This is a genomic window from Citrobacter sp. C5_2, assembly GCF_014596845.2.
GTDB classification, from domain to species: domain Bacteria; phylum Pseudomonadota; class Gammaproteobacteria; order Enterobacterales; family Enterobacteriaceae; genus Citrobacter; species Citrobacter werkmanii.
This window is the reverse complement of record NZ_CP115032.1, coordinates 4,628,067-4,654,740: the sequence shown is the minus strand read 5'-3', so window position 1 is coordinate 4,654,740 and position 26,674 is coordinate 4,628,067. Positions and strand designations below refer to the sequence as shown.

The 26,674-nt window shown below is 53.9% G+C and carries 25 protein-coding genes; 4 read left to right on the top strand and 21 right to left on the bottom strand.

Annotation, left to right across the window (positions count from 1 at the left end; translation table 11 throughout):
- The 13 genes from phnM to ICA20_RS22565 all read right to left on the bottom strand — a co-directional run bounded on the left by phnM (position 1) and on the right by ICA20_RS22565 (position 10,104).
- Positions 1-1,137, bottom strand: coding sequence for an alpha-D-ribose 1-methylphosphonate 5-triphosphate diphosphatase (gene phnM / locus ICA20_RS22625; protein WP_038636374.1), 1,137 nt, complete (start codon positions 1,135-1,137; stop codon positions 1-3).
- Positions 1,134-1,814, bottom strand: coding sequence for a phosphonate C-P lyase system protein PhnL (phnL, locus tag ICA20_RS22620; RefSeq protein ID WP_038636377.1), 681 nt, complete (start codon positions 1,812-1,814; stop codon positions 1,134-1,136). Before phnL ends, phnM begins: the two co-directional genes overlap by 4 nt.
- A 107-nt stretch (positions 1,815-1,921) precedes the next feature.
- Positions 1,922-2,680, bottom strand: coding sequence for a phosphonate C-P lyase system protein PhnK (phnK, locus tag ICA20_RS22615; protein WP_038636380.1), 759 nt, complete (start codon positions 2,678-2,680; stop codon positions 1,922-1,924).
- Positions 2,677-3,468 carry an alpha-D-ribose 1-methylphosphonate 5-phosphate C-P-lyase PhnJ gene (phnJ, locus tag ICA20_RS22610; RefSeq protein WP_230592289.1) on the bottom strand — a complete coding sequence of 264 codons (792 nt, stop codon included), beginning with the start codon at positions 3,466-3,468 and terminating at the stop codon, positions 2,677-2,679. The genes phnK and phnJ overlap by 4 nt, the downstream gene beginning before the upstream one ends.
- A 46-nt stretch (positions 3,469-3,514) precedes the next feature.
- Positions 3,515-4,582 carry a carbon-phosphorus lyase complex subunit PhnI gene (locus tag ICA20_RS22605; RefSeq protein WP_038636385.1) on the bottom strand — a complete coding sequence of 356 codons (1,068 nt, stop codon included), beginning with the start codon at positions 4,580-4,582 and terminating at the stop codon, positions 3,515-3,517.
- Complete coding sequence (phnH, locus tag ICA20_RS22600) at positions 4,582-5,166, bottom strand: phosphonate C-P lyase system protein PhnH (RefSeq protein WP_038636387.1); 585 nt, start codon at positions 5,164-5,166, stop codon at positions 4,582-4,584. The genes ICA20_RS22605 and phnH overlap by 1 nt, the downstream gene beginning before the upstream one ends.
- On the bottom strand, positions 5,163-5,615 hold the full coding sequence (gene phnG, locus ICA20_RS22595; protein ID WP_038636390.1) for a phosphonate C-P lyase system protein PhnG: 453 nt from the start codon (positions 5,613-5,615) through the stop codon (positions 5,163-5,165). Before phnG ends, phnH begins: the two co-directional genes overlap by 4 nt.
- Positions 5,616-6,341: a phosphonate metabolism transcriptional regulator PhnF gene (gene phnF / locus ICA20_RS22590; protein ID WP_038636399.1), complete on the bottom strand. Its 726-nt coding sequence runs from the start codon at positions 6,339-6,341 to the stop codon at positions 5,616-5,618. It abuts the gene before it with no gap.
- A gap of 20 nt (positions 6,342-6,361) precedes the next feature.
- Entirely contained in the window at positions 6,362-7,141 is a 780-nt protein-coding gene (gene phnE, locus ICA20_RS22585) for a phosphonate ABC transporter, permease protein PhnE (protein WP_038636402.1), read from the bottom strand.
- A gap of 80 nt (positions 7,142-7,221) precedes the next feature.
- Positions 7,222-8,238, bottom strand: a complete 1,017-nt coding sequence (gene phnD, locus ICA20_RS22580) for a phosphonate ABC transporter substrate-binding protein (protein WP_038636405.1) — start codon at positions 8,236-8,238, stop codon at positions 7,222-7,224.
- A 23-nt stretch (positions 8,239-8,261) separates the two neighbouring features.
- On the bottom strand, positions 8,262-9,050 hold the full coding sequence (gene phnC, locus ICA20_RS22575; RefSeq protein ID WP_038636408.1) for a phosphonate ABC transporter ATP-binding protein: 789 nt from the start codon (positions 9,048-9,050) through the stop codon (positions 8,262-8,264).
- 132 nt (positions 9,051-9,182) lie between these two features.
- Positions 9,183-9,629, bottom strand: coding sequence for a VOC family metalloprotein YjdN (yjdN, locus tag ICA20_RS22570; RefSeq protein WP_038636411.1), 447 nt, complete (start codon positions 9,627-9,629; stop codon positions 9,183-9,185).
- Positions 9,630-9,768: 139 nt separating this feature from the next.
- Positions 9,769-10,104 (bottom strand): zinc ribbon domain-containing protein YjdM, encoded by a 336-nt coding sequence (locus ICA20_RS22565; RefSeq protein WP_003031835.1) that lies wholly within the window; start codon positions 10,102-10,104, stop codon positions 9,769-9,771.
- A gap of 538 nt (positions 10,105-10,642) precedes the next feature.
- Between ICA20_RS22565 and crfC the strand changes: the two genes are divergently transcribed.
- Together crfC and ICA20_RS22555 are read left to right on the top strand one after the other, a co-directional pair.
- Entirely contained in the window at positions 10,643-13,000 is a 2,358-nt protein-coding gene (crfC, locus tag ICA20_RS22560) for a clamp-binding protein CrfC (RefSeq protein WP_038636414.1), read from the top strand.
- Entirely contained in the window at positions 12,997-13,890 is an 894-nt protein-coding gene (locus ICA20_RS22555; protein WP_038636417.1) for a diguanylate cyclase regulator RdcB family protein, read from the top strand. The genes crfC and ICA20_RS22555 overlap by 4 nt, the downstream gene beginning before the upstream one ends.
- 30 nt (positions 13,891-13,920) lie before the next feature.
- Here ICA20_RS22555 and kdgT read toward each other — a convergent pair whose 3' ends face one another.
- The gene (gene kdgT, locus ICA20_RS22550; protein WP_051594499.1) at positions 13,921-14,919 is read right to left on the bottom strand and encodes a 2-keto-3-deoxygluconate transporter; all 999 of its coding nucleotides are present in this window, start codon (positions 14,917-14,919) and stop codon (positions 13,921-13,923) included.
- Positions 14,920-15,618: 699 nt separating this feature from the next.
- Between kdgT and proP the strand changes: the two genes are divergently transcribed.
- Positions 15,619-17,121, top strand: coding sequence for a glycine betaine/L-proline transporter ProP (gene proP, locus ICA20_RS22545; protein WP_038636419.1), 1,503 nt, complete (start codon positions 15,619-15,621; stop codon positions 17,119-17,121).
- A gap of 153 nt (positions 17,122-17,274) precedes the next feature.
- On the top strand, positions 17,275-17,364 hold the full coding sequence (gene pmrR, locus ICA20_RS22540; protein WP_038636421.1) for an LpxT activity modulator PmrR: 90 nt from the start codon (positions 17,275-17,277) through the stop codon (positions 17,362-17,364).
- On the opposite strand, the gene pmrB is transcribed toward pmrR, so the two are convergent.
- The 7 genes from pmrB to ICA20_RS22505 all read right to left on the bottom strand — a co-directional run bounded on the left by pmrB (position 17,358) and on the right by ICA20_RS22505 (position 26,592).
- A complete protein-coding gene (gene pmrB, locus ICA20_RS22535; protein WP_038636424.1) occupies positions 17,358-18,440 on the bottom strand; it encodes a two-component system sensor histidine kinase PmrB in 1,083 nt (360 codons plus the stop codon). The genes pmrR and pmrB overlap by 7 nt on opposite strands.
- Positions 18,441-19,109, bottom strand: coding sequence for a two-component system response regulator PmrA (gene pmrA / locus ICA20_RS22530; RefSeq protein ID WP_038636427.1), 669 nt, complete (start codon positions 19,107-19,109; stop codon positions 18,441-18,443).
- Positions 19,110-19,113: 4 nt separating this feature from the next.
- The gene (eptA, locus tag ICA20_RS22525) at positions 19,114-20,751 is read right to left on the bottom strand and encodes a phosphoethanolamine transferase EptA (RefSeq protein ID WP_038636430.1); all 1,638 of its coding nucleotides are present in this window, start codon (positions 20,749-20,751) and stop codon (positions 19,114-19,116) included.
- A 117-nt stretch (positions 20,752-20,868) separates the two neighbouring features.
- The gene (gene adiC / locus ICA20_RS22520) at positions 20,869-22,206 is read right to left on the bottom strand and encodes an arginine/agmatine antiporter (RefSeq protein WP_038636433.1); all 1,338 of its coding nucleotides are present in this window, start codon (positions 22,204-22,206) and stop codon (positions 20,869-20,871) included.
- Positions 22,207-22,334: 128 nt separating this feature from the next.
- Complete coding sequence (locus ICA20_RS22515) at positions 22,335-23,096, bottom strand: AraC family transcriptional regulator (protein WP_038636436.1); 762 nt, start codon at positions 23,094-23,096, stop codon at positions 22,335-22,337.
- A gap of 311 nt (positions 23,097-23,407) precedes the next feature.
- Positions 23,408-25,675 (bottom strand): arginine decarboxylase, encoded by a 2,268-nt coding sequence (gene adiA / locus ICA20_RS22510; RefSeq protein WP_129694885.1) that lies wholly within the window; start codon positions 25,673-25,675, stop codon positions 23,408-23,410.
- Positions 25,676-25,959: 284 nt separating this feature from the next.
- A complete protein-coding gene (locus tag ICA20_RS22505; protein ID WP_038636441.1) occupies positions 25,960-26,592 on the bottom strand; it encodes a DUF2238 domain-containing protein in 633 nt (210 codons plus the stop codon).
- Positions 26,593-26,674: the final 82 nt, after the last annotated feature.

Genomic DNA, 26,674 nt, shown 5'->3' with positions numbered 1-26,674 from the left:
TCAGAATACCCTTTTGCCCTGACGCCAGACGTGGTCGATATGGATGTTGCCGCCTTTGCGATGTGCCAGCACCAGATCCGCCCGTTTACCTTCGGCAACAACGCCGCGATCATCGAGATTCAATGCCCGCGCCGGATTGCGGGTCACCAGACGAATCGCCTGCGGCAGTGTAAAGCGGTTGGCGTCGTCATCCGCTACGCGAAATGCCGCGTCGAGCAGGCTGGCGGGGTAGTAATCGGAGGAGAGAATATCCAGTAACCCCAGCTCAGCCAGCTTATGCGCCGCCACATTGCCGGAATGAGACCCTCCGCGCACGATGTTTGGCGCGCCCATCAGCACGTTCATTCCGTGCTGGCGCGAGGCTTCAGCCGCCGCGAAAGTGGTAGGAAATTCGGCGATTACGCTGCCAAGTTGGTGCGATTCCAGCACATGTTCGCTGGTGGCATCGTCATGGCTCGCCAGCGCGATATTACGTTCGCGGCAAAGCTGGGCGATGGCGTTACGATTGGGCTGCGACCAGCGTGCGGCGAGGGCCAACTGTTCTTCTTCATAGCGGGCCATCTGCTCGTCGGTGAGCGAATATTTGCCCTGATAATACTCGCGGTACTTTTCTCGATTGGCGAACTGGCGCTGGCCCGGCGAATGATCCATCAGTGAAACCAGCGTCACCGGCTCGCGCCCGACCAGTTTTTCAAACAGCGGCAGGGTGGTGTGGTGCGGCAGTTCGCAGCGCAGATGCAGGCGGTGTTCGGCGCGATTGACCCCGCGTTTTTGCGTCTCTTCCACGGCGTTGATCATCTTCTCCAGATTTTCCAGCCGATCGCCGCCGTCGCGCACGTCGCCAATCGCCACCGCGTCCAGCACGGTAGTAATGCCGCTGGCGACCATTAGCGCGTCATGGCTGCTCATCGCCGAGTGGGCAGGCCAGTCGACCTTCGGGCGCGGGGTGAAGAATTTATCCAGATTATCGGTATGCAGCTCAATCAACCCTGGCAGCAGCCAGCCGCCTTCGCCGTCTAAAGCCTCCGGCAGACGGCTCTGGGTTTCGGCAAAGGCGCGAATAACCCCGCCCGCAATTTCCAGCGATCCTTGCACCACGTCATCTTCCAGAACCAGCTTTACATTGTTGATAATCATGCTGTTTTTCCCATCAGGTGCAGACGGTCCGCTACGCGGTCGCGCACGGTTTGATCGTGAAAAATACCGACAATGGCTGCGCCGCGGGCTTTCGCCTCTTCAATCAACGCCACCACGGCAGCGCTGTTTTTGGCGTCCAATGAGGCGGTCGGCTCATCGAGCAGCAGAATAGGGTAATCGACGATAAACCCACGGGCGATGTTGACGCGCTGCTGTTCGCCACCGGAAAAGGTCGATGGCGCCAGGTGCCACAGGCGTTCCGGTACGTTGAGACGCGTTAACAGGCTGGCGGCTTTCGCGGCGCATTCTTCACGGGATACGCCGAGATCCAGCAGCGGCTGCATCACCACATCCAGGGCGCAGACACGGGGGATCACGCGCAGAAACTGGCTTACCCAGCCGATGGTTGAACGGCGAACTTCCAGCACTTTGCGCGCCGGGGCCTGCACCAGATCGACCCATTCATCGCTGTGGCGAATGTGGATGTGCCCTTCATCCGGCAGGTAGTTGGCGTACAGCGAACGCAGCAACGTGGATTTACCGCTGCCCGAGTGACCGTGCAGCACCACGCATTCGCCGCTTTTCACTGCCAGAGTGGCGTTTTGCAGCACTGGCAGACGTACGCCGTTTTGCTGGTGGAGCACGAAGGTTTTACTGACATTTTCAACGCGAATCATTTTTGCCTCGAGATTTTTTGCCGGATGGCGGCTGCGCCTTATCCGGCCTACAAAAGTGCGATCCAGGTAGGCCCGATCAGCGCAGCGCCATCGGGCACAACAAAAAATCAGTTCTGCAATACGGACGACACCAATAACTGGGTATACGGATGATGCGGATCGTCGAGCACGCGGTCGGTTAACCCACTTTCCACCACCTGACCCTGTTTCATCACCAGCAAACGGTCCGCCAGCAGACGCGCCACGCCCAGATCGTGGGTGACAATCACAACCGCCAGATCCAGTTCCACCACCAGGCCGCGCAGCAGATCCAGCAGTTTGGCCTGTACCGACACGTCCAGCCCGCCGGTCGGTTCATCCATAAACACCAGCTTCGGGTGGGTGACGAGGTTACGGGCGATCTGCAGGCGTTGCTGCATGCCGCCGGAGAAGGTGGTCGGCAGGTCGTCGATACGTGAGGCGGGGATCTCCACCTCCTCCAGCCAACGCTGCGCCGTGGCGCGAATGTCGCCATAGTGGCGCGCGCCGGTGGCCATCAGGCGTTCGCCGATATTGCCGCCTGCGGAAACCTGACGGCGCAGGCCATCCAGCGGATGCTGATGCACCACGCCCCACTCGGTGCGCAGCAGACGGCGGCGGTCGGCCTCGTTCATGTCGTACAACGAACGGTTCTGATACAAAATTTCACCGTTCTGTGGCGTCAGACGTGAAGAGATTGATTTCAGCAGAGTGGTTTTGCCGGAACCGGACTCGCCGACGATACCCAGCACTTCGCCAGGCCACAGGTCAAACGAGACGTCGCTGAAGCCTTTGCCCGGCGCGTAGAGATGAGTCAGGTTGTTGACTGAAAGCAGCGGTTGCGTCATTTGCTGAGAGCCTCGCTCTGTTGGCGGCAGTAGTCGGTGTCGGAACAGACAAACATGCGTTTGCCGGTGTCATCGAGCACCACTTCATCGAGATAGCTGTGGGTAGAGCCGCAGATGGCGCAAGGCTCATCCCAGCTCTGCACGGTAAACGGGTGATCGTCGAAATCGAGGCTTTCCACGCGGGTATAAGGTGGAACGGCATAGATGCGCTTTTCACGACCAGCGCCAAACAGTTGCAGGGCCGGCATCATGTCCATCTTCGGATTGTCGAATTTCGGGATGGGCGACGGGTCCATGACGTAGCGGTTATTGACCTTCACCGGATAGGCGTAGGTCGTGGCGATATGGCCGAAGCGGGCGATATCTTCATACAGTTTCACCTGCATGATGCCGTACTCTTCCAGCGCGTGCATGGTGCGGGTTTCCGTTTCGCGCGGTTCAATAAAGCGCAGTGGCTCAGGGATTGGCACCTGGAAAATGATTATCTGATCTTCCACCAAGGGTGTTTCCGGGATGCGGTGGCGGGTCTGGATCAGCGTGGCGTCTTCGGTACGTTCCGTCGTCGCCACGCCCGTCACGCGTTTGAAGAAGTTGCGGATCGACACCGCGTTGGTGGTGTCGTCCGCGCCCTGGTCAATCACCTTCAGCACGTCCGGTTCGCCAATCACGCTGGCGGTAAGCTGAATGCCGCCCGTGCCCCAGCCGTAGGGCATCGGCATTTCACGTCCGCCAAATGGGACCTGATAGCCGGGGATGGCTACCGCTTTCAGAATGGCGCGGCGGATCATGCGTTTGGTCTGTTCATCAAGATACGCAAAGTTGTAGCCGGAGAGGTTAGCGGTCACGGGCGGCCTCCTGTTGCAGGCGTTTGAGCAGTTCCAGTTCGGCCTGGAAATCGACGTAATGGGGGAGCTTGAGGTGCGATACAAAACCCGCCGCCTCGACGTTATCCGCATGCGCCAGCACGAACTCTTCGTCCTGCGCCGGTCCCGTGACCGTTTCATCGTATTCGGCTGCCTGTAAGGCGCGGTCCACCAGCGCCATCGCCATCGCTTTACGTTCGCTCATGCCGAACACCAGACCGTAGCCGCGGGTAAAATGGGGAGATTCGTTCTCTGGCGCGACAAAGCCGTTGACCATTTCACACTCCGTCATCAGCAGTTCGCCGACGTTCACCGCAAATCCCAGCTCTTCCGGTACGGTTTCCAGCGCGACGTAGCCGCTGCGGATCTCGGCGGCAAACGGGTGGTTGCGTCCGTAACCGCGTTGGGTGGAGTAGGCCAGAGCCAACAGATAGCCCTCGTCGCCGCGCATCAGCTGTTGCAGGCGTGAGGCACGCGAGCACGGATAAACCGGCGGTGTGCGAGTGATATCGTCGGGTGCGTCGCCGTTGTCTTCTTCGCGTTTTGCCAGCCCCTGGTTTGCCAGCAGGGAAAAGACGTGCGGGGAGTCATCCTGCGTGTTATCCGCGCAGCGCAGCGGCGGCGTTTCACCATTGGCCAGCAGGGTAAAATCCAGCAGGCGATGGGTGTAATCGTAAGTTGGACCTAACAGTTGCCCGCCGGGAATGTCCTTGTAGACCGCGGAGATTCGGCGTTCAAGACGCATTTCCGCACTGTTTATCGGTTCGCTGACTGCCACCTTTGCCAGCGTCGTGCGATAGGCGCGCAGCAAAAAGATAGCTTCGACGTTATCGCCGCTGGCCTGCTTTAGCGCCAGCGCCGCCAGTTCGCGGTCGGCGATGCCGCCTTCGGTCATCACCCGGTCGACCGCCAGGTTCATCTGCTGTTCGATTTGCGCCACGCTCAGTTCGGCAATGGTCTCCTCGCCCCGGCGTCGGTTTTCCTGCAAGGCGTGGGCGCTGGCTATCGCCTTTTCGCCCCCTTTGACAGCGACGTACATCAGCACACCTCCACATGAGTCGTTCGCGGAATAGCCAGCAGGCGTTCGCCGCAGGTGAGGATCAGATCGACCCCCAGCGGGAACGGATGCGGGCGTTCGGTGAGTTCGTGAATCAGGCATTCCGGCAGCTGCGGCGCGATCATGCGTTCCTCGGCGATACCGGCTCCGGTCAGACGCAGCATGCGTCCGCCGCTTAAGCCTGAGATTTGCACAATCAGCGTGGCGCTGGTCTCTGGCGCGACGGCGGAACCGGCGGAGAGGGCGTTTAGTTGTTCGCTGCTGATGTGTTCGTCAGCGACAGCAAATGCCGCCAGCTGCGGCTGATCCACCAGCGGCGCGTTGGTATGAAAACGCAGATTCTGCCGGGCAATATCGTTATCCATCGACGGCGCCAGCCAGACCGGCGTGTCGCCATCAACCAGCGTCAGCAGCACGCTGGTGGTTGCCAGGCCCAGCGGCTGCCAGCCATGTTTCAGTTGATGCAGGGCGACGATCACGCCCGGTTCACTCATGGCTTTCAGCAGGCGACGAAAGCTCTGCTGCGCATCCTGAACGGGTAAATTAAAAGCGGTTTGTAAGGTCATGCGTTATCTCCGCGTACTAGCGTGAAGAAGTCGACCCGGCTGGCGTTGATTTCGGCACGGCGTGCGCTAATCAGCGCATCGCGTTCCGCTTCCAGCGGGACAATCAAGGTTTCCATTAGGTTCTGGAAATGCGTTTGTTCCTGCAGCAGCGCGTCAATTACCGCGCACTGCTCGGCATGGTGTTTGTTACGTCCCAGCAGGTAGCTGTAACCCAGCGTGCCGCTCGTCAGGCGCACCACCGCGCGGGTGAGCGTGGTGTCGCCAGCAAAGAAGCGATTGCCGGTACCGCCCATGCGGGCCTGGATTTGCATCAGTCCGCATTCCGGTGCGCGGATAAGTTCATAGTCCGGCGTCAGTTTGAGCGCGTTGATGCGGGCGTTCAGCGCATCGGCATTGCTGTAAGCCAGCGCGCGCATCCAGCGCTGGCGGGTGGCGGTATCGAAATGCATTCAGTGCTCCATAGTGAATTCGATCATGTCGGCGCGGGTCAGGCTGACGGAGTATTCCGCCGCCTGCTCTTCGCCTTCACGGTGGTTCAGGGTGCGCACGCACAGCAGCGGCGCCATGTTGGGGATTTCCAGCACTTTGCTCTCTTTGGCCTGGGCCCGGCGGGCGCTGATGCGTGTTTGCGTGCGCAGGAGCGTCAGACCGGACTGTTCGCGTAAGTAGTCATGCAACGAACCGCTGTTAAAGCCCTGCATAAGCGGCCACAGCGTGAGGTCGGAAAAATAGTGGTCGATTTGACACAGGGCGATGCCGTTAACCCGGCGCAGAGTACGCAGGTGAATCACGTTGTCGCCTTCGTTAATGCTGAGCGCGTCGGCAATATGGCTGGAGGCCGGGCGCAGCACCGCCAGCAGCTTTTCGCTGGTGGGGTGGCTACCCTGGTCCAGCAGGTTCTGACTGAAACGCGCCTGGGCATTGAGCGGGTAATCAAACGGGCGCATCAGCACCAGCACGCCGACGCCCTGGCGACGTTGAACCCAACCGCGTTCAACCAACTGGTCAATGGCGCGGCGCAGGGTATGGCGATTCACCTCGTAGCGTGCGGCAAGCTGCTGCTCGGCGGGCAGATAGTCCCCACAGCGATAATGTTGACGAAGCTCCTGCTCAAGTCTCGCGGCAATTTCCTGATAACGCGTTGGATAACTGGTCGGATGTGTAGACAAGTGCATAGCAATCAATGCCTCGTTAATCAGATAAAGTGCTTACGCAAACGCTGGGAAAGGAAATCCAGCAGGCTGACGGTGACGATGATTAACACCATCAGGGCGCAGGTTTGCTGGAACTGGAAGCCGCGAATCGCCTCCCATAAGGTCACGCCGATACCGCCAGCGCCCACCATGCCGACCACCGTGGCCGAGCGAACGTTGGACTCAAAACGGTACAGCGAGTAGGAGATCAACAGCGGCATCACCTGCGGCAAAACGCCGTAGAGGATCTCTTCAATTTTGTTGGCCCCGGTGGCGCGAATGCCTTCTACCGGGCCTGGTTCAATGGCTTCTACCGCTTCGGAAAGCAGTTTGGAGAGCACCCCGGTGGTGTGGATAAACAGCGCCATCACTCCGGCGAACGGACCTAAGCCGACGGCGACCACGAACAGCATGGCGAAGACCATTTCGTTGATGGCGCGGCAGGCGTCCATCGCTCTGCGCATCGGCTGGTAAATCCACCACGGCACGAGGTTATCGGCGCACATCAGGCCGAAAGGAATCGACAGCACCACGGCGAGGGCAGTACCCCAGACGGCGATTTGCAGGGTGACGGCCATTTCACCGAGATAGTCCTGCCACTGGCTGAAGTCCGGCGGGAAGAAGTCGGCGGCGAAGGTCGCCATATTGCCGGAATCCTGGATCAGCGTGAGCGGAGCCATTTCGGCACCTTTCCACGAGACCACCAGCACGGCGAGAAGAATGGCCCAGCTCAGTAGCGAGAACCAGCTACGTTTGGGCGGGGCGACGGTGATGGTTTGCATGTTTAGCTCCGTTGGTACGTGTCTTTGCGTGGTAGGCCGGATGGCGCTGCGCTTATCCGGCCTACAATCCGCTCTACAAATCACTGCACCGCTTTGGTGACGCTGGTCATGGCGCCCAGTGCGGCGGTCAGACGGTCCAGATCGTCGAGCTGCGCTTTCAGCGCCGAGGTTTTGCTGGCTTTCTGTTCCTCGTTCAGCCCTTTGTTGTCCTTCACGCCCTGCATCTCTTTAAACAGCGCCAGTTGACGAATTGGCACCAGTTGCAGGTCGCTGGAGGCACGGAACGGCGCCCAGCCCAGGCGTTCAAGTACGGTTTTCTGTTCCGGCGTTTTGCCGTAGTTCATAAAGAAGTCGTACACCTTGTCCTTGGTGGTTTCGGAGAGGTTTTTACGCCAGACGATCGGATCGCCCGGGATCAGCGGTGACTTCCAGATCACCTTCAGTTCTTTCAGTTTTTCCGGTGCGGAAGTTTTCAGTTTGTCGAGGTTTTCGGTGTTGTTGGTGGCGACATCGACCTGCTTGTTGGCAACGGCCAGCGCGTTGGTTTCGTGTCCGGCGTTAACGGTGCGTTTGAAATCACTGGCGGAGATGTTGTTTTTGGCGAAGACGTAGTAACCGGGGACGAGGAAGCCTGACGTGGAGTTGGGATCGCCGTTGCCGAAGGTCAGATCTTTACGTTTGGCGATCAGATCGTTCAGGTTGTTGATCGGACTGTCTTTGTTAACGATCAACACGCTCCAGTACCCCGGGGATCCGTCGGCGGCGACGGTCTGGGCAAACACTTGTCCGTTAGCGCGATCCACCGCTTCCATTGCCGAGAGGTTGCCGTACCAGGCGATATCGACTTTGTTAAAGCGCATTCCCTGGATGATCCCGGCGTAGTCCGGGGCGAAGAAGGCGTTCACTTTTACACCCAGTGACTTTTCCATGTCCTTCAGGAACGGTTCCCACTGCGGCTTCAGGTTTTGCTGTGATTCGGTCGAAATAATGCCAAAGTTCAGCGCTTTTTCCTGCTCTTCGGCATGGACCGGGCTGAGCAGGGTGCTGAGACTAAACATGCTGGTAAAGGCCAGCGCGGCAACTGTCTTATAGCTCATTTCCATTCCTCATTGTGGGGATGTCAGGCAGCCTGCGCGTTCTGTTCGACGCGGTTCATGCTGCGGTAGAGATGGTCAAAACGATCGTTATCAAAATGCTGGCTGCTGCCGTCAAAGAAGACATTGCCCTGGCGCAGCGCGACGATGCGTTCGCAATAGCGCAGGGCGTAATCCACCTGGTGCAGCGTGACGACCACGGTGATGCCGTCGGTCTGATTAATGTCGCGCAGGGTATCCATTACGATGCGTGCGGATTCCGGGTCCAGCGAGGCAATCGGCTCGTCGGCCAGGATCACTTTGGCCTGCTGCATCAGCGCCCGGGCGATAGCGACGCGCTGCTGTTGCCCGCCCGAAAGCGTGGAAACGCGCTGATACGCAAAGTGCGCCATGCCAACGCGGGTCAGCGCCTGGAGCGCGCGCTGTTTCTGCTCCTGACTGAACCAGCTAAAACAGGTGCGCCAGAATGGCGTGCTGCCGAGCGCGCCAATCAGGACGTTCTCCAGTACCGTCAGACGGTTAACCAGATTGAACTGCTGGAAGATATAGCCGGTGTGGGCGCGGCTTTGGCGGATATCGCGTGCCAGCCGACCTTCGTGTTGGACGGTGCGACCCAACAGCTCAACATGGCTACCGGGCGATTTATCCCCGGTGATCAAACCGCTTAAATGACGTAAAAGGGTGGATTTGCCGGAGCCAGACGGCCCAAGCAGAGCCACCATCTCACCGGAACAGATGCTCAGATCAACCGCATTGAGCGCCTGATGCTGGTTGAAGGATTTGGAGAGTTTCTCGACGCGGATAATCGTTTGCATGATGCGGCCTCCCTAAAAAAGTGGCCCCATCGTGGCGGATCAATGTGACGTTTTCGTTAAGGGATGGTTACTCAACGATGAAGAGTTGAGCGATTTTTGATGACAGTACGGGAGGACAAGCCTCCCGTTGGATTACTCGGTAGGTTGCTGCTGTTTGACGACGTTGATCATCCACGGTACGCCATACTGGTCGCTCACTTTACCAAAACCGTGGGCCCAGAAGGTTTCCTGCCAGTCCATTTCGATTTTTCCGTTTGCCGCGAGGTTATCAAACCAGCGCTTGCCTTCGTCGACATTTTGCGTGTCGAGCACCAGCGTAAAGCCAGAGTAGTGGGCATTTCCATCGGGGGCGCTATCGCTCATCATAATGTCGCTGCCCGCAACGCGCAGGTTGGCGTGGGCGATAGCGGTATCGGGGAATTTCATTCCTGAAGGGCAACCTTCTTCACTGTCCTGCGCCGATTTGGGCATTTCACCGAAGTTGATTTTGTAGAGCAGCTCGGCGCCTAATGTTTTTTGGTAGTAGGCGATGGCGTCTGCGCAGTTGCCTGCAAAGGAGATATAGGGACTTAACGGCATGATCTTTACCTCAGGTAAAAGAAACCCGTTAAGTGTAGTTAGCGTCTGCAAAAATAAACCAGGCGGGAAGTATGAGCTTCCCGCCTGGCAGATGAGCTGACACAGGCCTGATTAGCGCAGCGCCATCAGGCAATTTGCATCAGTTCTTTTTCACAAACTCTGATTTCAATTTCATTGGGCCAAAGCCATCGATTTTGCAATCGATGTTGTGGTCGCCTTCCACCAGACGAATGTTTTTTACTTTGGTACCAATCTTCAGCATTGAAGAGCTACCTTTTACCTTCAGGTCTTTCACTACGGTAACGCTGTCGCCGTCGGCCAGCAGGTTGCCGTTAGCATCTTTAACGATAAGTTCGTCGCTGTCCTGAGCCGGTTCAGCATCGTTCCATTCGTGAGCGCATTCCGGGCAGATGAACATGCCGTTATCTTCGTAAGTGTATTCGGAGTTGCATTGTGGGCAGTGTGGTAATGACATGTGGATTTCCTCAAAAGTCAGCAGGGGCAAATGCGCCCAAAAAATGGCAGATTGCCGAAAAAGGCCGCAATTATACATAAAATCCCTGCTTTTGTCGGGACTACTGCGCGATAAAGCAAAATGATCTGCTGTAAAGATCCTTTGCTTTCACAGCAATGAAGTATGGCGCAATATTTTTTAAGGGAAATTGCTACGCCAGGCTATTTAAGATAAGGTGAGGCGAAATAACTGATATTTATAGGTAACACCGCTTACGGGTGTCTACGTCCTGATGGTTGAATATCTCCTGCCCCCTTAATTTTAGTAGGGGAATTCAGCGGGTATTCTTTAAAACTGAACTACGCTGTTTATCTTTCTTACTTATTACATAAGTGAGAGGCATCAGGCCAGCGGTTATATGCCAAATTTATTTTAATAATATCAATTGGTTGTTTCGATTTTAATTATTTCCACACGTAATTATAAAAGCCGAAAATCTATAAATAAAACGATTAGGCTAAATAAAAGTAATGCCATTTGCGTTAAGGAAAAATTTTCCATGCACACACAGACAATATATGAATTAAGTCAGGAAGCTGAACGCTTGCTGATGCTCTCTCTTGAACATCTCCGGCAATTACAAAAATTGCCCATCACGTCGTTGGATGATGTCGCGCTGCAACATGGAGAGCATAGCAGACAGGTTGTTCAGCCCCTGCATTTCAGCGCGCGTGGTATGGATGCCCAGCAGGCGACGCTCAATAATGAGCTGCGCAAGATTACGCGTCTGGAAATGGTGCTGGCCATCGTTGGCACCATGAAAGCGGGAAAATCGACGACGATTAACGCGATTGTCGGCACAGAAGTTTTACCTAATCGTAATCGTCCGATGACGGCGTTACCGACGCTTATTCGCCATACGCCGGGGCAGAAAGAGCCGGTGCTGCATTTTTCGCATGTCGCGCCGATCGAAGCCTTAATGAAGGTTTTACAGCAGCGCATGCGGGCATGCGATCGCCAGCGTCTTACGCAGACGCTGGAAATTGATAAGGATATGAACGTCCTGCTGCAGCATATTGAAAACGGCGTGGCATTTGAACGGTATTATCTTGGCGCACAGCCTATTTTCCATTGTCTTAAAAGCCTGAATGACCTGGTGCGTTTGTCAAAAGCGCTGGAGGCTGATTTTCCTTTTGCCGCCTATGCCGCGATTGAGCATATTCCGGTTATCGAGGTCGAATTTGTCCATTTGGCCGGACAGGCAAGCTATCCGGGGCAATTAACGCTGCTGGATACGCCGGGGCCGAACGAGGCCGGACAACCGCACTTACAAAAAATGCTGAATGAACAGCTGGTGCGGGCTTCTGCGGTCCTGGCGGTAATGGATTACACCCAACTGAAGTCGATTTCTGATGAGGAAGTCCGTCGGGCGATTATGGCGGTCGGGAAAACAGTGCCGCTGTTCGCGCTGGTCAACAAATTCGATCAGAAAGACCGCAACAGTGATGATGAAGAGCAGGTGCGGGCTTTGATTTCCGGCACGCTGATGCAAGGCGGAATCACCCCTGAACGAATCTATCCGGTTTCCTCGATGTGGGGCTATCTGGCGAACAGAGCGCGTCATGAGCTAACCACCCGCGGGCGGTTGCCGGATCATCAGGTGCAACGCTGGGTACAGGATTTTGCCGAAGCGGCGCTGGGCAGGCGCTGGCGTACCACCGATCTTGAGGATACGGAGCACATCCGTCATGCCGCCGATTTACTGTGGGAAGATTCGTTGTTTGAGCAGCCGATCCAGAACGTGATTCATGCCGCTCACGCCAATGCTTCGCTGTATGCGTTACGTTCCGCGTCGCATAAGTTATTGAACTATGCGCAAAGCGCGCACGAATATCTGGAGTTTCGCGCCCACGGATTAACGGTGGCCTATGAAAAACTGCGGCTGAACATTACGCATATTGAAGAGGATATGCAGCAGTTACAGGTGTGCCAGGGGCGAGTGAGCGATGAAGTTAACCATGAAGTAGAACTGGCGCTGGCATCTGCCGCGACCTATCTCAATGAGCAACAGACTGAGATTCTGTGCGGCATCAATACGTTTTTTGTCAAAGAAAACGTCCTGATGATGTCACCGCACGGCCAGGGATCAGGCGCTATAACGGCTGAAATGGCGGGTGAAATGCTGGTGCTGCATGACGAAGGGCAGGCGAAAATCGTCTTAGATAAAATGCGCTCGTCCTGTGAAGGGGTATTGCTGGCAGCCCAGGAGAGTATTAGCCGGGATTTAGCGCTACGTTTTGAACAGCTTGAGTCGACCCTGTCCCGGGCACTCAATGACGCTATGCGGCCTATTGAATTGCGGGTGAAAGAGGAGCTGAATCACGCCGGATTTCGTGCGCGGATCCGTTTTCCGGCCTTTCATGCGGCGATGTTTAATTTTAATACCCGCCAGCTATTTAATGAGGCTATTGAACAGGATATTCCGGCGGAAAATACGTCGTCTACTGGCGGTGTGGTGCGTGACACTTTCTCCCGTTGGCTGAACCAACCCAACTGGGGATGGAATGATTACGTCGAAACAAAAACGCGTTATCTCATTGATATGGGCGCGCTGCACAAGAGCCTTGTGCATTACGTTACCCAGTTTTGCCAACAAATTCGTAAAGCTTTAGTTGCTCAGGTCGATATTTCCGTTACGGCAGGCATGGCCACGTTTTTTGCTGATTTTTCGCAGTGTCTGGCGCAATTACAGGCGAGCCTGCGTGAGAGCCTGACCCTGCGCCAGCAAAATGAGTCTGCGGTGAATGCGTTGAATGAACAATTACAGCATCGCATTACGACGGCGGCATGGCTTTATGAAGATTCCCGCTTGCTGCGCGACGATATCAACACCCTTTTTGCAACTGAGCACACATGACTAACATGTTACTGGAAGGCCCCGGGCGGACGCTGGAGTGTGTCTACCCGAAGTTTATGGTCGATCTGGTTCAAGGAGATGAAACCAAACGTTCCGGCGGTTTTCTGCAACAGCAGCAGCGGCTGCGTGCGCGCCTGACGCAGGAGGTGCTATCCCAGACGCAACTTCGGGCGTGGGTGATGGCGGGAGTGTCCAGCGAGCATCTGGTGATGCGTCTGAAGCTGGTGGAGAAGTTGGCGGGCATGATCGACCCGGGCCATCTGGCGCTGGTGCGCATCGCCGAACGGCTAATGTTTTTGCAACAGACCGAACATCCGCGGGGGCTGTCCACCCCCGGTCTCATACAGCAGATAAATTCGCTTACGGACTGGTTCACTCAACGCGGCGCGTATAAAGAGAAGGCATTGACGCAACGCGGCCTGACGGTTCAGGCGGGCGTACACAGCGAGCAAATTTTTACCCGGTGGCGGGCTGGGGCGTATGACGGCTGGTCGTTACCCGGACGCTGTTTTGTCGCGCTGGAAGAGCTGCGCTGGGGAGCTTTCGGTGACGCCTGCCGATTAGCGAATGCCGATGTGGTCTCAATGCTTAAAGACAATCTGCGCATCATGGCTGCTCAGACGCTGGCAGACAGCGTGAATGCGGCGCCCGCTACGCGTCATTATTATCATCATTGGCTCAGCGCGCCGACGGTTGGCGGCTCGGGCGAGCACAACGATATGTTGAGTTGGTTAGGCGACTGGTGTGATGCGCAGCGCCATCCGGTGAGCTGGTCGGTGACGCAGCGATGGCAGAATGTGGCGTTGGGAATGCCGCGATTGTGTTCGGCGAAACGGCTGGCTGATGCGATGGTTGAGGAGATTTTTGCACCGTCCCCACTCATCAATTGAGCAGGGACGGTCAGTGGGGCTAAGGCAGAGTTAGTGGTGCAGAGAGTCTGCCGGGGTAGCCGCCGTCTCGTTGGCGACCAGGTTTTTATTAAAGCGTTTGGCATACAGCGCGGTGATAATTGGCACCAAAATGGCGGTGACAATCACGCTGGCGGCGACCAGCGCTGTGGCGGAGGCGGCAACCGGTTCAAACGCCGGGTTAATCTGGGCGATAATCACCGGGTTTGCCACCGCAGCGCCTGCCGCAGAAGAGGCAGCCACACCTGCCGTACCGTTCCCGCCACCGATAACGCGGTCAGCAATAATCAGCGGGATACCGGTGATAACGATAACCGCGACGCCCAGCAGAATACCCAACAGACCGGTATCAACGATGACGCTCAGGTTAATGGTGTTGCCCAGCGCAAAGCCGAAGAACGGGATCAGCACCGGCGTGGCTTTGCTGAAGAAAGAACGCAGATCGTGATCCAGATTACCCAGCGTAAAGCCAATCAGGAACGGTAATACCGCGCCGATAAAATGGTGTGGCTCGAAGGAGGCCAGGCCCGCTGAACCAAGGATCACCATCGTCATCAACGGACCGGATTCCAGAGACATCAACACAAATGCGCCGGACTCTTCTTTCGTTCCGTACTGGTTCATCAGGCTGGCGTACAGACCACCGTTGGTCATATCCATCGCGGAAACAATTGCCAGTACCGAAAGTCCCGCAAAGAACCCGGTTTGAATACCGGTATCAGGAATAAATGACGCGGCTATCATTGCCACTACCCACGCCACGGCTATTTTGGTGATAACCAGCGTACCGGACTTCCGTAATACTGTACCGGTTGCCCGTAAATCAATAGATGCGCCAATACAAAAAAACCACACCGCCAGAATAGGCACCGTTCCGCTGATCATACCTTTGGTAAACGAACCGAAATACGCGCCGGTATCGGGAGCCAAGGTATTTAACACTGCGCCTAATAACAGGGGAATCAACATCATTCCGCCGGGGATGCGTTCAATCGTGGCTTTAATTTTCATAAACGTCCTCATATCTTGTCGCAGGCACTATATGCGCAAGGAGTTAAAAATTAATAAATTCAAATACTTACTAAAATTTCTTAACAAAGGTAATCGCTATCTCTTTGTTTTATAGAATCTAACGCGGCATACGTTGAGCGTGTCGCTGCTCCCAGGGATATTGCGTCTGGAATTAGTTTGCATTCATGGGAACATTGATTCAATCAAAATAAAACGATGTTTTAGTTATCTTCATCACATATTCCGCGCAAAAGTTCTCAAGCGCTGTGATTATTAAAAAAGCTGTGATCTTTTTGTGAAGGGATTAGGTGATTTTTTTGCTAGCAGAATAATAATGACCGCTGTGATTGTTGGCGCAATAAAGCGATTTATTCTTGTATTTAATTGTCAGTAAATCGCAAGCATGACATGTAAAAAAGCTGACTCAGAATGACCTTATTTACGCAGGTTGACGAAATGAAATACCATGTGTGAAGTTGATCACAAATTTAAACACTGTTAGGGTAAAGAGGTCATTAACCGCCCAATCAGGCGTCAACAGGTTCGGTTGTACTGCTCGTTTCCAGCCAGTGTAAGTAAACCTGCTACGCTTGTTACAGGGATTGCGTCTGTGCATTCCCCGCTCGGCGATGACCTTAGCGCATGTTGCGTTAGGAGCGTCGAACTGTGCGCGACAGGGCTAAGTCTAAGAGGACTGGTATGCTAAAAAGGAAAAAAATAAAACCCATTACGCTGCGCGACGTCACCATCATTGATGACGGAAAATTGCGAAAAGCCATTACCGCGGCGTCGTTAGGTAATGCGATGGAGTGGTTTGATTTTGGTGTTTATGGGTTTGTTGCTTACGCATTAGGTAAAGTGTTCTTCCCGGGGGCTGACCCCAGCGTGCAGATGGTTGCCGCGCTCGCCACCTTCTCTGTTCCCTTTCTGATTCGACCGCTTGGCGGATTGTTCTTCGGTATGCTCGGCGATAAATACGGTCGTCAGAAGATCCTCGCTATCACCATTGTGATTATGTCGATCAGTACCTTCTGTATCGGTCTTATTCCCTCGTATGCCTCGATTGGTATCTGGGCGCCGATTCTGCTGTTGCTGTGTAAGATGGCACAGGGATTCTCGGTCGGCGGAGAGTACACCGGGGCGTCGATTTTTGTCGCGGAATATTCGCCTGACCGTAAGCGTGGATTTATGGGTAGCTGGCTGGACTTCGGTTCGATCGCCGGGTTTGTGCTGGGCGCGGGCGTGGTGGTTCTGATTTCAACCATTGTCGGCGAGGCAAATTTCCTTGAGTGGGGCTGGCGTATTCCGTTCTTCCTGGCGCTGCCGTTAGGGCTGATTGGTCTGTATCTGCGTCATGCGCTGGAAGAGACGCCGGCGTTCCAGCAGCACGTTGATAAACTGGAACAGGGCGACCGCGAGGGCCTGCAGGAAGGTCCGAAGGTTTCGTTTAAAGAGATTGCGACCAAACACTGGCGTAGCCTGCTGGCGTGTATCGGTCTGGTGATTGCCACCAACGTTACCTATTACATGCTGCTCACCTATATGCCGAGCTATCTGTCGCATAACCTGCATTACTCTGAAGACCACGGCGTGTTGATTATTATCGCCATCATGATTGGTATGCTGTTTGTGCAGCCGGTGATGGGTCTGCTCAGTGACCGCTTTGGTCGTCGCCCGTTTGTGATTATGGGCAGTATTGCACTGTTTGTGCTGGCCATTCCGGCATTTATCCTGATTAACAGTAATGTCATCGGCCTGATTTTTGCCGGGCTGCTGATGCTGGCGGTGATCCTCAACTGCTTTACCGGGGTGATGGCGTCAACGTTACCGGCGATGTTCCCGACGCATATTCGTTATAGCGCGTTGGCGGCGGCATTTAATATCTCGGTCCTGGTTGCGGGTCTGACGCCGACCCTGGCTGCCTGGCTGGTGGAAAGTTCGCAGAATCTGATGATGCCTGCTTACTACCTGATGGTGATTGCTGTGGTTGGTTTAATTACCGGTATCACCATGAAAGAGACCGCAAATAAGCCACTGAAAGGGGCGACGCCTGCCGCTTCGGATATTCAGGAAGCGAAAGAGATCCTTGGTGAGCACTACGATAACATCGAGCATAAAATCGAAGATATCGATCAGGAAATTGCGGAATTGCAGCTTAAGCGTTCGCGTCTGGTGCAGCAGCATCCGCGTATTGATGAGTAATCAGCTTTCAGGCCTGCGGGTAGCGTGGTACTCAGTAGGCCGGATAAGGCGCCAACTGCCATCCGGCACATTATGTTGATCTATCACAGCGACTTAAGGTTGGCTTAATATCCTTCAGGCAAACTCTCCTCCATAGTTTCGGAGGAGAGTGTCATGAAAACCCGCATTTATGAAAGTTTAACTGCCCTGTGTAGCGTGCTGATCGTCAGCAGCTTTTTGTACGTATGGGTGAGTTCTTACTGAGCTTTCGCTAATTCCACCCAGGCGCGAGTGCCGCTCGTTCCCTGACGATTCTGCAAATAGAAATGCCCGTGATGTAGCTGGGTGATCCGACTGACAATGCTCAGCCCCAGCCCAATGCCGCCAAAACGGCTGTCCATCCGCACAAACGCTTTGCTTAACTCCCCGCATTTACTTTCATCAATGCCTGGACCTTCATCTTCGACGGCCATGACGGCATCATGTTCGGTATTCAGGCCGATCGTAATAGTAGTGCCTTCCGGGCTGTAACGGTGGGCGTTCTCTACCAGATTGCGCAGCAGCATGCGTAACAGCGTTGCGTCGCCACGTACGACAACGTCCGCCGCGCTTTGCGGGAGGAGCAGCGTCTGCTGGCGCTGGTCCAGCATGGTGCTGAGTTCGTCATAGGAGGGCAGAATCACGTCCTCCAGCAGTTTGACATGTTGGTAGCTTCCGGCCGAAAACGACTGCCCGACGCGGGCGAGTTGCAGCAGTTGCGACACGCTGTCCATCATTTGGTCAAGGCGGGCAATTAACGGCGAAACGTCGACTTTATGGGTTTTGGATAATAATTCCAGATGCAGGCGAACGCCTGACAGCGGCGTGCGCAGTTCGTGGGCGACATCGGCGGTAAATAAGCGTTCGTTTTCGATAGTGGTGGTCAGCCGCGTCACCAGCTCGTTGAGCGCTGAGACGACCGCCTGTATCTCAACGGTTGAACTGTGAATTTCAATGGGGGCCAGGTTATCGGCTGCCCGCGCTTCTAACTCTTTTTGCAGATCCGCCAGCGGGCGAGTAATACGTCGCACTGCCTGGTAGCAAATCAGCAGCGTCAGGCTGACCATAAAGATGCCGGGGACGATCAGGCTGGCGATGGCCTCGCGGATCTCATGCATGATGTGGCGATCGTTGTTACGGTTATCGCGCAGCGCCTGCTCGAATAACTGTATTTGCTCAGTACTTTCGTGCCACAACCAGAAGGTGCTAATCAGCTGAAAGACCAACAGAATTAGACCTATCGTCAGTATTAACCGTTGGCGAAGAGGGAGCGGTCGTTTTAGATATTGCAGCAGCTTCACTTAGCTTTCCTCAGTGGCGACCAGCATATAGCCAAATCCCCTGACCGTGCGGATACGTGATTTCCCTACTTTATCGCGCAGATTATGGATGTGGACTTCCAGCGTATTGGTCGACGGTTCGTTATCCCAACTGTAGATGTCGTTATACAGAATTTCCCGGTGAACCGGACTGCCAGCCTTGAGCATCAGGCGCGACAGGAGCGCGTATTCTTTCGGCGTTAAGATAATCTCTTGCCCGTCCATCCACACCTGGCGACGACCGATATTCAGCGTCAGGTTACTGACAATTAACTCACTTTCACCCTGATTGTTATGACGACGCAGCAGCGCCCGGATGCGGGCGTGCAGTTCTTCCAGCGCGAACGGTTTGACCAGATAGTCATCTGCGCCCACGTCCAGCCCGCTGACCCGGTCTTTCACCGTATCGCGGGCGGTGAGGATAAGCACAGGTACGGTGTATTTTTTCTGCCTGATCCGGTTCAGGAAGTGCAGACCGTCTTCATCCGGTAAGCCGAGATCCAGAACCACCAGACTGTAATGTCCGGTCTCCAGGCATTGTTCCGCTGCCCGGGCGGTTGATACGCCGTCGCAGGCATAGCCTTCTGTTTGCGCGGCGAGTATCAGTCCCTGTAATAACAACGTATCGTCTTCAACAATCAGAATTTTCATTCGCTTAGCCTCCCCGGCAGGGTTGCAGAATATCATCTGCCGCCTGATATTTCTGTGTTTGCACGCCCGTTAATCCCAGCAGAGTCGAGAACAGATTATCCTGTGAGAAATCTTCTGAGCTTGCCCGTTTTTGCAAACATGTCTGAGAGACCTGATAGCGTTGCTGATAATCTTCTGAGAGCCACAGCAGCATCGGCACATGTTTTTGCGTATCTGGCGCAATCGAATACGGCAGGCCATGCAAATAGACGCCATTTTCCCCTAAGGATTCACCGTGATCGGAAAGATAGACCAGGCTGGTGGTGAAATTATCCTGATGCTCTTTCAGTATATTGATTGCTTTATCAACAATATAGTCAACATAAAGAATCGTGTTGTCGTATGTATTGACCAACTGTTGCTGGGAACAGGTCTGGATCTCGTTGGTGTCGCAGGTTGGCGTAAATTTCTTGAACTGCGCAGGATAGCGGTTGTAATAGGTCGGACCGTGGCTGCCGATGGTGTGCAGCACAATCACGCCGTCGCCTTGCAGATTATTAATGTACTCTTCCAGCCCGTGGAACAGGACGTCATCATAGCATTCACCATCAATACACTGTCCCGGCAGGTTCAGCTTAGTCATATTCTGGTGCGGCACCCGATCGCAGGCTCCTTTACATCCACCGTCGTTATCATTCCACAGCACGTTAATTCCCGCCCGCTGGATGATGTCGAGTACGCCTTCCTGATGCTGCGCCAGTTCTTCATCATAGTGCGCGCGCGGCATATCGGAGAACATGCAGGGTACAGATACCGCCGTGGCCGTACCGCAGGACGTCGTGCGCGGGAAATAGACCACATTATCTTTTTCCAGTAGCGGGTTGGTCTGGCGCGCATACCCGGATAGGGAGAAGTTGTCGCCGCGGGAGGTCTCGCCGAGAACCACAATCGTCAGGTTTTTACGCTTTTCTTTTACCATCAATGGATTGCGATGCGCATCTTCGCCAATGCGTACCAACGGCAGGTGGGCCAGCCTCTGGTGCGAATACCATGATGACGTCGCCACAATGCTGTTGGATGGGCTGAGGGATTTCACCAGTTCTTTGTTGTTGCGAAACAGTGAGGCGTAATCTTTATAGAAGAACGCGGCGACCAGCACGATCAGCAACGCGGAGATCAGAATGTTCGCGCCACGGAACAACACGCTGCGCAGCACTGGAGTAATAGGCTTGATTCTTATCCAGCAGGCAATGAGCGCGGCCAGAATACCGCTCACCCCGAGCGTAATTACCATTCGCGGCGTCATCAGGGCGAAGGTTTCGGCGGGCGTGGTGTCCATCATACTGGCGATCATCGAGCGGTCGATGATGATGCCGTAGGTCATGATGAAATATTGAGCCGATGCGCCAACCAGAATGAAAACGCACGCCACCAGGCGGTTAAGCCACAGGAATGAGGCCAGCGTCAGCACGATGTTCATAACGCTGAAAGCGACAACCGGCATTGATAAAAACACCAACACGTTGCGCACAGAATCCAGGGGCAGGTCTTGCAGCACTTGTTTATAGAACGCAATGTTCAGAAAAGTCGCAAGATAAAATGAGAGCAGCAGAAGCCAGCTGATTAACCCGAGAGTGGGCCTTTTAAACAGGTGCTTTAACATTAAGGGGGATTCCATCGACTAAGTGGTGCAGATCCTCTCAAAGTAAAATTAAGCCAACCTTAAGTTCTTAAGATTGGCTTTTTGCAGGATGGCGGCTATTCACCAGTGCCGCTTGCGTTAACTATTTTTTACCGGGGCATCTAATGGATAGGGGTTTTTATGGATCCGGTTGTAGTTAAGTGCGTACAGCGCGGTAATAATCATCAGCGTGACGAACGACCACATCACCTCTTTGGCGCCAGAACCGATCACTGCCCAGATGCAGTAGACAAAGGCGATAAAGGTCACCGCCAGATACAGCGGGCGTGCTTTGCCGAAGTGACCATGACCGAGCAGCAGCAGCGCAGCGCAGGTGTACAGATATGGCACCAGCGTGAAGATGACCGAAACCGAAGAGACCAGACCAAACTCTTTTGCGGCGTTCGGCGACATGCTGCTGAACTGGAAAATGGTCATCAGGATACCGACGATAATTAACCCGGCCACCGGGGTACCGGCTTTGTTAACGCGGGCAAAAATCGGCGGGAACAGCCCGTCATCGGCCGCCGCTTTGGCGGTTTGTCCGGCCAGCAGCGTCCATCCGCCCAGTGAACCAAGACATCCGGCAGCGGCGCAGAAGGAGACGATCGCGCCAGCGGTGTCGCCCAGCGCCATTCTTGCGGCATCACCGAACGGCGAGGCCGAAACACGCAGCGCAGCGTTAGGGATCATCCCCATAATCGCCGTTGTGGAGAGCACGTAACAAACGGCGGCAATCAGCACCCCGCCAATGGTGGCGATAGGCACGTTACGTTTGGGGTTTTTAACCACGCCTGCCGCGACGGAGGCACTTTCCACCCCGATAAATGACCATAAGGTCACGTTCAGGGTGCTTTGAATTGCGCCGAAGGTATTCATACCGCTGACGTTCCAGGCCGCCATATAGGTTTCACCGCGGAACCAGAACCAGCCGAAGACGGCAATCCCAACAATCGGCACCAGCGCCAGCACCGTTGCGACGGCCTGTACACGGGTGATCATTTTCGGGCCGACAATGTTCAGCAATACGAAGATCCACAGCACCACGACACAGGTCAGCGTCAGGACCAGCGGATCTTTTAAGATGGGGAAAAAGTAGCTCAGGTAACCGACGCCAATGACCACCATGGCGATGTTACCAATCCAGCAGGCCAGCCAGTACAGGACGTTAGTCTGGTAGCCTAAAAAAGGACCGAAACAGCGGCGGGCATAAGCATAAGAACCACCGGGACTGGAGTCTAAGGACGACATTTTTGCGTACACCATCGACAGTGCCAGAGCACCGATAATCGTGACCAACCATCCGTAGATTGCAATCCCGCCAGTTGACGCAAGGTTTGCGGGTAGCAGGAATACACCGGAACCCATAATATTCCCCGACACCATAAGGGTGACGGGGATTAAGCCCACTTTGTGAGCATCAGCATCCGTCGACATATTTTTAAACTCCTGATAAGGATAAATGACGGACTTATCATACCTCTTCAAAAGACTATTTTATGATGACGGAGCTGGGGTATCGCTAATGCTGATATTATTATGGCTTATCGCTAACTGATTAAAACTCAGGCAGCGGATGGCTCCCGATGTTGACTAACATAATGCAGCGGCGTCATCCCATAGAACTCTTTGAATACGGAAATAAAGTACGAGGTACTGTTATATCCGCACAGTTGAGAGATCTGGGAAATGTTTTTCTCGTCCATCAGGAGTTGATTGACGGCATAACGCATGCGACATGTGGTAATTATTTGGCTGTAACTTGTATTTTCGCTTTTGAGTTTCTTCTTTAACAAGCTGGGACTCAGGCATAAGCAACTGGCGACCATGCTTAAATTCCAGTCTTTGTGTATGTCGCTTTCAATAATGTGATAAACGCTGTCGCTGATACGACTACGCAGCATATGCATGAGTAAAGAGATAAATTTTTTGCTGTCAAGGAAGCGTGACAACACCGTGAACAGTAGCGAGCGTGTGCGCTCTCTTTCACCTTCGTCTACTGTTTCCATTACGCTATGTTGGGCGGCCACCCGGAAGACATCCGGCGTCAGACAGGTAGCGGTGATCACTGGGTTAGCACTCCGCTGCCAGAATGGGATCTGTGAAAGGTCCTTATTTAAAAAACGCAGATAGTCTTTAATGATATCGCGGCTGATATGTACGACCAGTGCGTTATTAAGTGATGAGAAGTCGATAATATTATTATCACATGCCACCAATGCCATATGATTAGCTTTTAAACTGATGGCTTCTTTACCGTTAATCCTTAACCAAACATCCTTCTCCGTTAATACGACAACACACGCTTCTTTGCTGCAAAGTCTCATACCCAAACTCCAGGAATATGACATAAACTACCGTAACTTACCATTGGGCAAGAAATAACCGGCAAATGAAATTGTGTGATGAATCAAGACAGGCGATAAAATAGCGATATTTAGATTAATTACAATATCTGTAGGGATTATTGCCGTGTACATAAAATTTTACGCAAGTGGCAACGTGCAATTTTCGTATAAAAAAAGCGCGGGGTGGTCCCGCGCAAAAAGGTATGACAATGTTATTGTTTTGCAGCAATACTCAGGAATTACTCAAGCATGACATGTCATCCTTCAAATCGGACTATCTCAAAAAGACATTATGCTTTCACGCACATGACGTGATACACACCGTCAATAATTTCCGTTCCTTCGGTTTCATGTTCAAATCCAGGGAAATGGTGGTCCCAGGACTGCAACGAACGTAGATAACTAATCTGCGGGCTATTAGCGTCGCCAAAGTTTTCACCGGACAACAGCATCGGAATTCCTGGTGGGTAAGGAATCACGGAGTTTGCTGCTATACGGCCCTGCAGATTTTCAATGGCCACCATCTCAACGTTATCGCTGACTATCGCGTTATAGGCTTCACGCGGTGTAATTTCAGCAACAGGCAGGCCGGAGTAGGCTGCATTGAGACGGCTGCCAGGGTTGTTCTCTTTCAGCCAGGCAAACATGGTGTCGCCAAGATCGTGAATGCCCATGTTTGCGTAAGTGTCTGGATATTCCTCAACCAGTTCAGGCATTACCTGTGCCAGCGGAGTATTCGCATCGTAGTGATGTTTGAAAGAGCACAACGTGTTGATCAGTGTTCCCCATTTCCCACGGGTAATCCCCATTGAGAACAGGAACATAATCTGGAAGTCGGTGGTACGCGTCGGCACGATACCGTGACGGCCAAGCCAGGCGGTGACCAGAGCAGCAGGAACACCTGTCTCTTCCAGTTCGCCATCATCGCCCATACCCGGCGCCAGAATGCTGACTTTAATCGGGTCCAGCATGCTCCAGTTATCCGGCAGATCTTTAAACCCGTGCCAGGATTCGCCCGGACGCATTACCCAGTAGTTCTGGTCAGTGGTCAGGAGTTGGGTTGGCGCATCGGCAAAGTCATAGGTTTTGCCGGTCTGCGGATCGGTTACCACTTCTTTGTTCCACGGTTTGAAGAACCAGTCGCCTTCGGCGGTGAATTCTTTGTACAGCCGCGCCATGGCCTGACGGAAATCGACTGCTTCGTCAATCACTTCCTGGGTGAGCGACAGGCCGCTGTTACCGTCCATCATGGAAACCGCCACATCGTTTGATGCGCAGATGGCATACAGCGGAGAGGTGGTGGCGTGCATCATGTACGCCTGGTTAAAGCGGGAGAAGTTCACGGCCCCACGACCTTCACGGACGTGAATATAAGATGCCTGAGAGAGCGCATTCAGCAGTTTGTGAGTCGAGTGGGTGGCAAAAACGGTAGGGCCGTTATGATCGCCCGGCGCGCCACGCATGGCGTAGTGGTCGGCATAAATTGGGTTAAAGCGGGCATAGCCGTACCAGGCTTCATCGAAGTGGATACGATCGCTGGTTTGCGCGAGCAGGTCCTGCGCCTCTTTTGCGTTGTAGCAAACGCCGTCATAGGTACAGTTAGTCACGACGCTGTATGACGGTTTTTGTCCGGCTTTGCCTTTTGTCAGTGGGCTTTCACTGATTTTTTTCTGCAATGTTTCAGGCTGCATTTCCTGCGGGTAGATAGGCCCGATAATGCCGTAGCGGTTGCGGCTAGGCACCATGTATACCGGTTTTGCCCCGGTAAGGATCAGCCCCTGTTCAATCGATTTATGGCAGTTGCGATCCAGCACCACGACGTCGTTGTCGGTCATACAGGCTTGCATGATGGTGCGGTTAGAGCCGGAAGTCCCGACCACCACGGACCAGGAGCGGTCAGCGCCAAACACCCGGGCGGCATATTTTTCGCTCTCGCCAAATGCGCCAGTATGATCCAGCAGTGAACCCAGGGAGGTGCGTTCGATACCCATGTCGGTACGGAATAAGTTTTCGCCGTAGTAGTCATGATAGAAACGACCGGCTGGGGTTTTGGTAAAACCGACGCCGCCCTGGTGGCCAGGCGCCGCCCAGGAATATTCATGGATGTCGCTGTATTTCATCAGCGCGCTGAACAGCGGCGGCAGAAGCTGCTGGCGGTAACGAGTCATCGCCGCCACGGCGCGCCCGGCGATAAAGTCTGCGGTATCTTCCAGAATCCAGGCGAATTCATCGACAAGCTCCAGCAGGTCGCGATCCAACGATGCGGTGGCTTTTTCGCGATCGCCCAACAGGAAAACGGGAACGTTTTGCTGGCGCTCGTGGAGCTTGCCGATCAATTGCCTGACATTCAGGTGCTCATCTTGTTGTTCCATTTGATAGCTGAACATCAGGCAATCAATGGCTTCATTTGCGGCGAGGATGGCGTAACCATCGTCGAATGAGGTGGACTTAATGACGGTAACATTCTGGCGGCTTAATGCGTCAGCCAGACGTTCGACAGCGCTACCGACCCAGGTGTCCTGATGCAGAAACTCACTTTCAACAATTAATACTTTCATCATCTTTTACCCGGTTGTGGAAAGGTTGCAATTTATGGATTGCAGACACACCGTATGAATGTGACGCAGGCAAGTATTATCCTGAGAAAATGGGCTGTAAAGCGGGTAAAAAATAGTCTATTTTGTATTTTATATGTTTTTAAACAATAACTTATTCTGTATTGAAGGCGGATTTTAACCGCCGTTTATCGACAGGGGGACTATTTTTTTGGCTGATACTGATATTGCTGAATGGCAAGCATGCAGGCCGGATGCGCATCGGCAACATCCGGTAATGATTTCATTCAGTTGGCGGTGATTAACCCATAATGGCGCAGTTGCTTGCAATGCGTTCTCGCCAGTAAAATCACGGTGGTTAAGGCCCCAAGCAGGGCGCAAAACATATCGGATTGGGTATCCCATGGGTCGCCCTGCGTGCCGAGAAAATCATCAGCACCTTGACCCATTGCCAGCGCCGCCCACCATTCGATCAGCTCATAGGTCGCGCTAATCGCCAACGCCACGCAGCAGACTAAAAATGCCAGCATTTTTCGGCCACGGACAATATTACCGCGCACTAAAATCTCTCGTGCCGTCAGCGCTGGCACCAGCCCCTGAAAGAAGTGACCCAACTTGTCATAGGGATTGCGACTAAGATCCAGCCATTCCTGAACCTGAAAACCGACGGGGACTTTGGCATAGGTATACATACCGCCGACCATCAGAATGATGGCGTGAAAGAAAATTAGCGTGTAGAGCAGCGGCGTCAACGGGTAGCGCTTTATGGTAGTCAGCAACAACGGTATGACGATAATGGCCGGCGTGACTTCCATCAGCCAGGTGATTTTCTCAGTGGCACAGATGCCGGTGTAGATAAGGATCAGCGCCAGAATCAGCGCGCCAGACTGCAAAATCATGGGGTTCAGTGTGCGGAGCATTATGAATTCACACGTAATGGAAAAGATTACTATTCCCTGTGAACAGCAAAAATTCAACGCCAGTAAATGGGGGGATTAAGGT

Coding starts and splice junctions, on each gene's coding strand:
- eptA (WP_038636430.1), bottom strand. CDS start 20,751: ATGTTAAAGCACCTGTTTAAAAGGCCCACTCTCGGGTTAATCAGCTGG.
- adiA (WP_129694885.1), bottom strand. CDS start 25,675: ATGAAAGTATTAATTGTTGAAAGTGAGTTTCTGCATCAGGACACCTGG.
- phnF (WP_038636399.1), bottom strand. CDS start 6,341: ATGCACTTGTCTACACATCCGACCAGTTATCCAACGCGTTATCAGGAA.
- phnE (WP_038636402.1), bottom strand. CDS start 7,141: ATGCAAACCATCACCGTCGCCCCGCCCAAACGTAGCTGGTTCTCGCTA.
- ICA20_RS22505 (WP_038636441.1), bottom strand. CDS start 26,592: ATGCTCCGCACACTGAACCCCATGATTTTGCAGTCTGGCGCGCTGATT.
- phnH (WP_038636387.1), bottom strand. CDS start 5,166: ATGACCTTACAAACCGCTTTTAATTTACCCGTTCAGGATGCGCAGCAG.
- crfC (WP_038636414.1), top strand. CDS start 10,643: ATGCACACACAGACAATATATGAATTAAGTCAGGAAGCTGAACGCTTG.
- ICA20_RS22515 (WP_038636436.1), bottom strand. CDS start 23,096: ATGAGACTTTGCAGCAAAGAAGCGTGTGTTGTCGTATTAACGGAGAAG.
- proP (WP_038636419.1), top strand. CDS start 15,619: ATGCTAAAAAGGAAAAAAATAAAACCCATTACGCTGCGCGACGTCACC.
- ICA20_RS22565 (WP_003031835.1), bottom strand. CDS start 10,104: ATGTCATTACCACACTGCCCACAATGCAACTCCGAATACACTTACGAA.
- phnC (WP_038636408.1), bottom strand. CDS start 9,050: ATGCAAACGATTATCCGCGTCGAGAAACTCTCCAAATCCTTCAACCAG.
- yjdN (WP_038636411.1), bottom strand. CDS start 9,629: ATGCCGTTAAGTCCCTATATCTCCTTTGCAGGCAACTGCGCAGACGCC.
- phnM (WP_038636374.1), bottom strand. CDS start 1,137: ATGATTATCAACAATGTAAAGCTGGTTCTGGAAGATGACGTGGTGCAA.
- pmrA (WP_038636427.1), bottom strand. CDS start 19,109: ATGAAAATTCTGATTGTTGAAGACGATACGTTGTTATTACAGGGACTG.
- ICA20_RS22555 (WP_038636417.1), top strand. CDS start 12,997: ATGACTAACATGTTACTGGAAGGCCCCGGGCGGACGCTGGAGTGTGTC.
- phnJ (WP_230592289.1), bottom strand. CDS start 3,468: ATGATCCGCCGCGCCATTCTGAAAGCGGTAGCCATCCCCGGCTATCAG.
- phnK (WP_038636380.1), bottom strand. CDS start 2,680: ATGACGCAACCGCTGCTTTCAGTCAACAACCTGACTCATCTCTACGCG.
- adiC (WP_038636433.1), bottom strand. CDS start 22,206: ATGTCGACGGATGCTGATGCTCACAAAGTGGGCTTAATCCCCGTCACC.
- pmrR (WP_038636421.1), top strand. CDS start 17,275: ATGAAAACCCGCATTTATGAAAGTTTAACTGCCCTGTGTAGCGTGCTG.
- phnL (WP_038636377.1), bottom strand. CDS start 1,814: ATGATTCGCGTTGAAAATGTCAGTAAAACCTTCGTGCTCCACCAGCAA.
- kdgT (WP_051594499.1), bottom strand. CDS start 14,919: ATGAAAATTAAAGCCACGATTGAACGCATCCCCGGCGGAATGATGTTG.
- ICA20_RS22605 (WP_038636385.1), bottom strand. CDS start 4,582: ATGTACGTCGCTGTCAAAGGGGGCGAAAAGGCGATAGCCAGCGCCCAC.
- phnG (WP_038636390.1), bottom strand. CDS start 5,615: ATGCATTTCGATACCGCCACCCGCCAGCGCTGGATGCGCGCGCTGGCT.
- phnD (WP_038636405.1), bottom strand. CDS start 8,238: ATGAGCTATAAGACAGTTGCCGCGCTGGCCTTTACCAGCATGTTTAGT.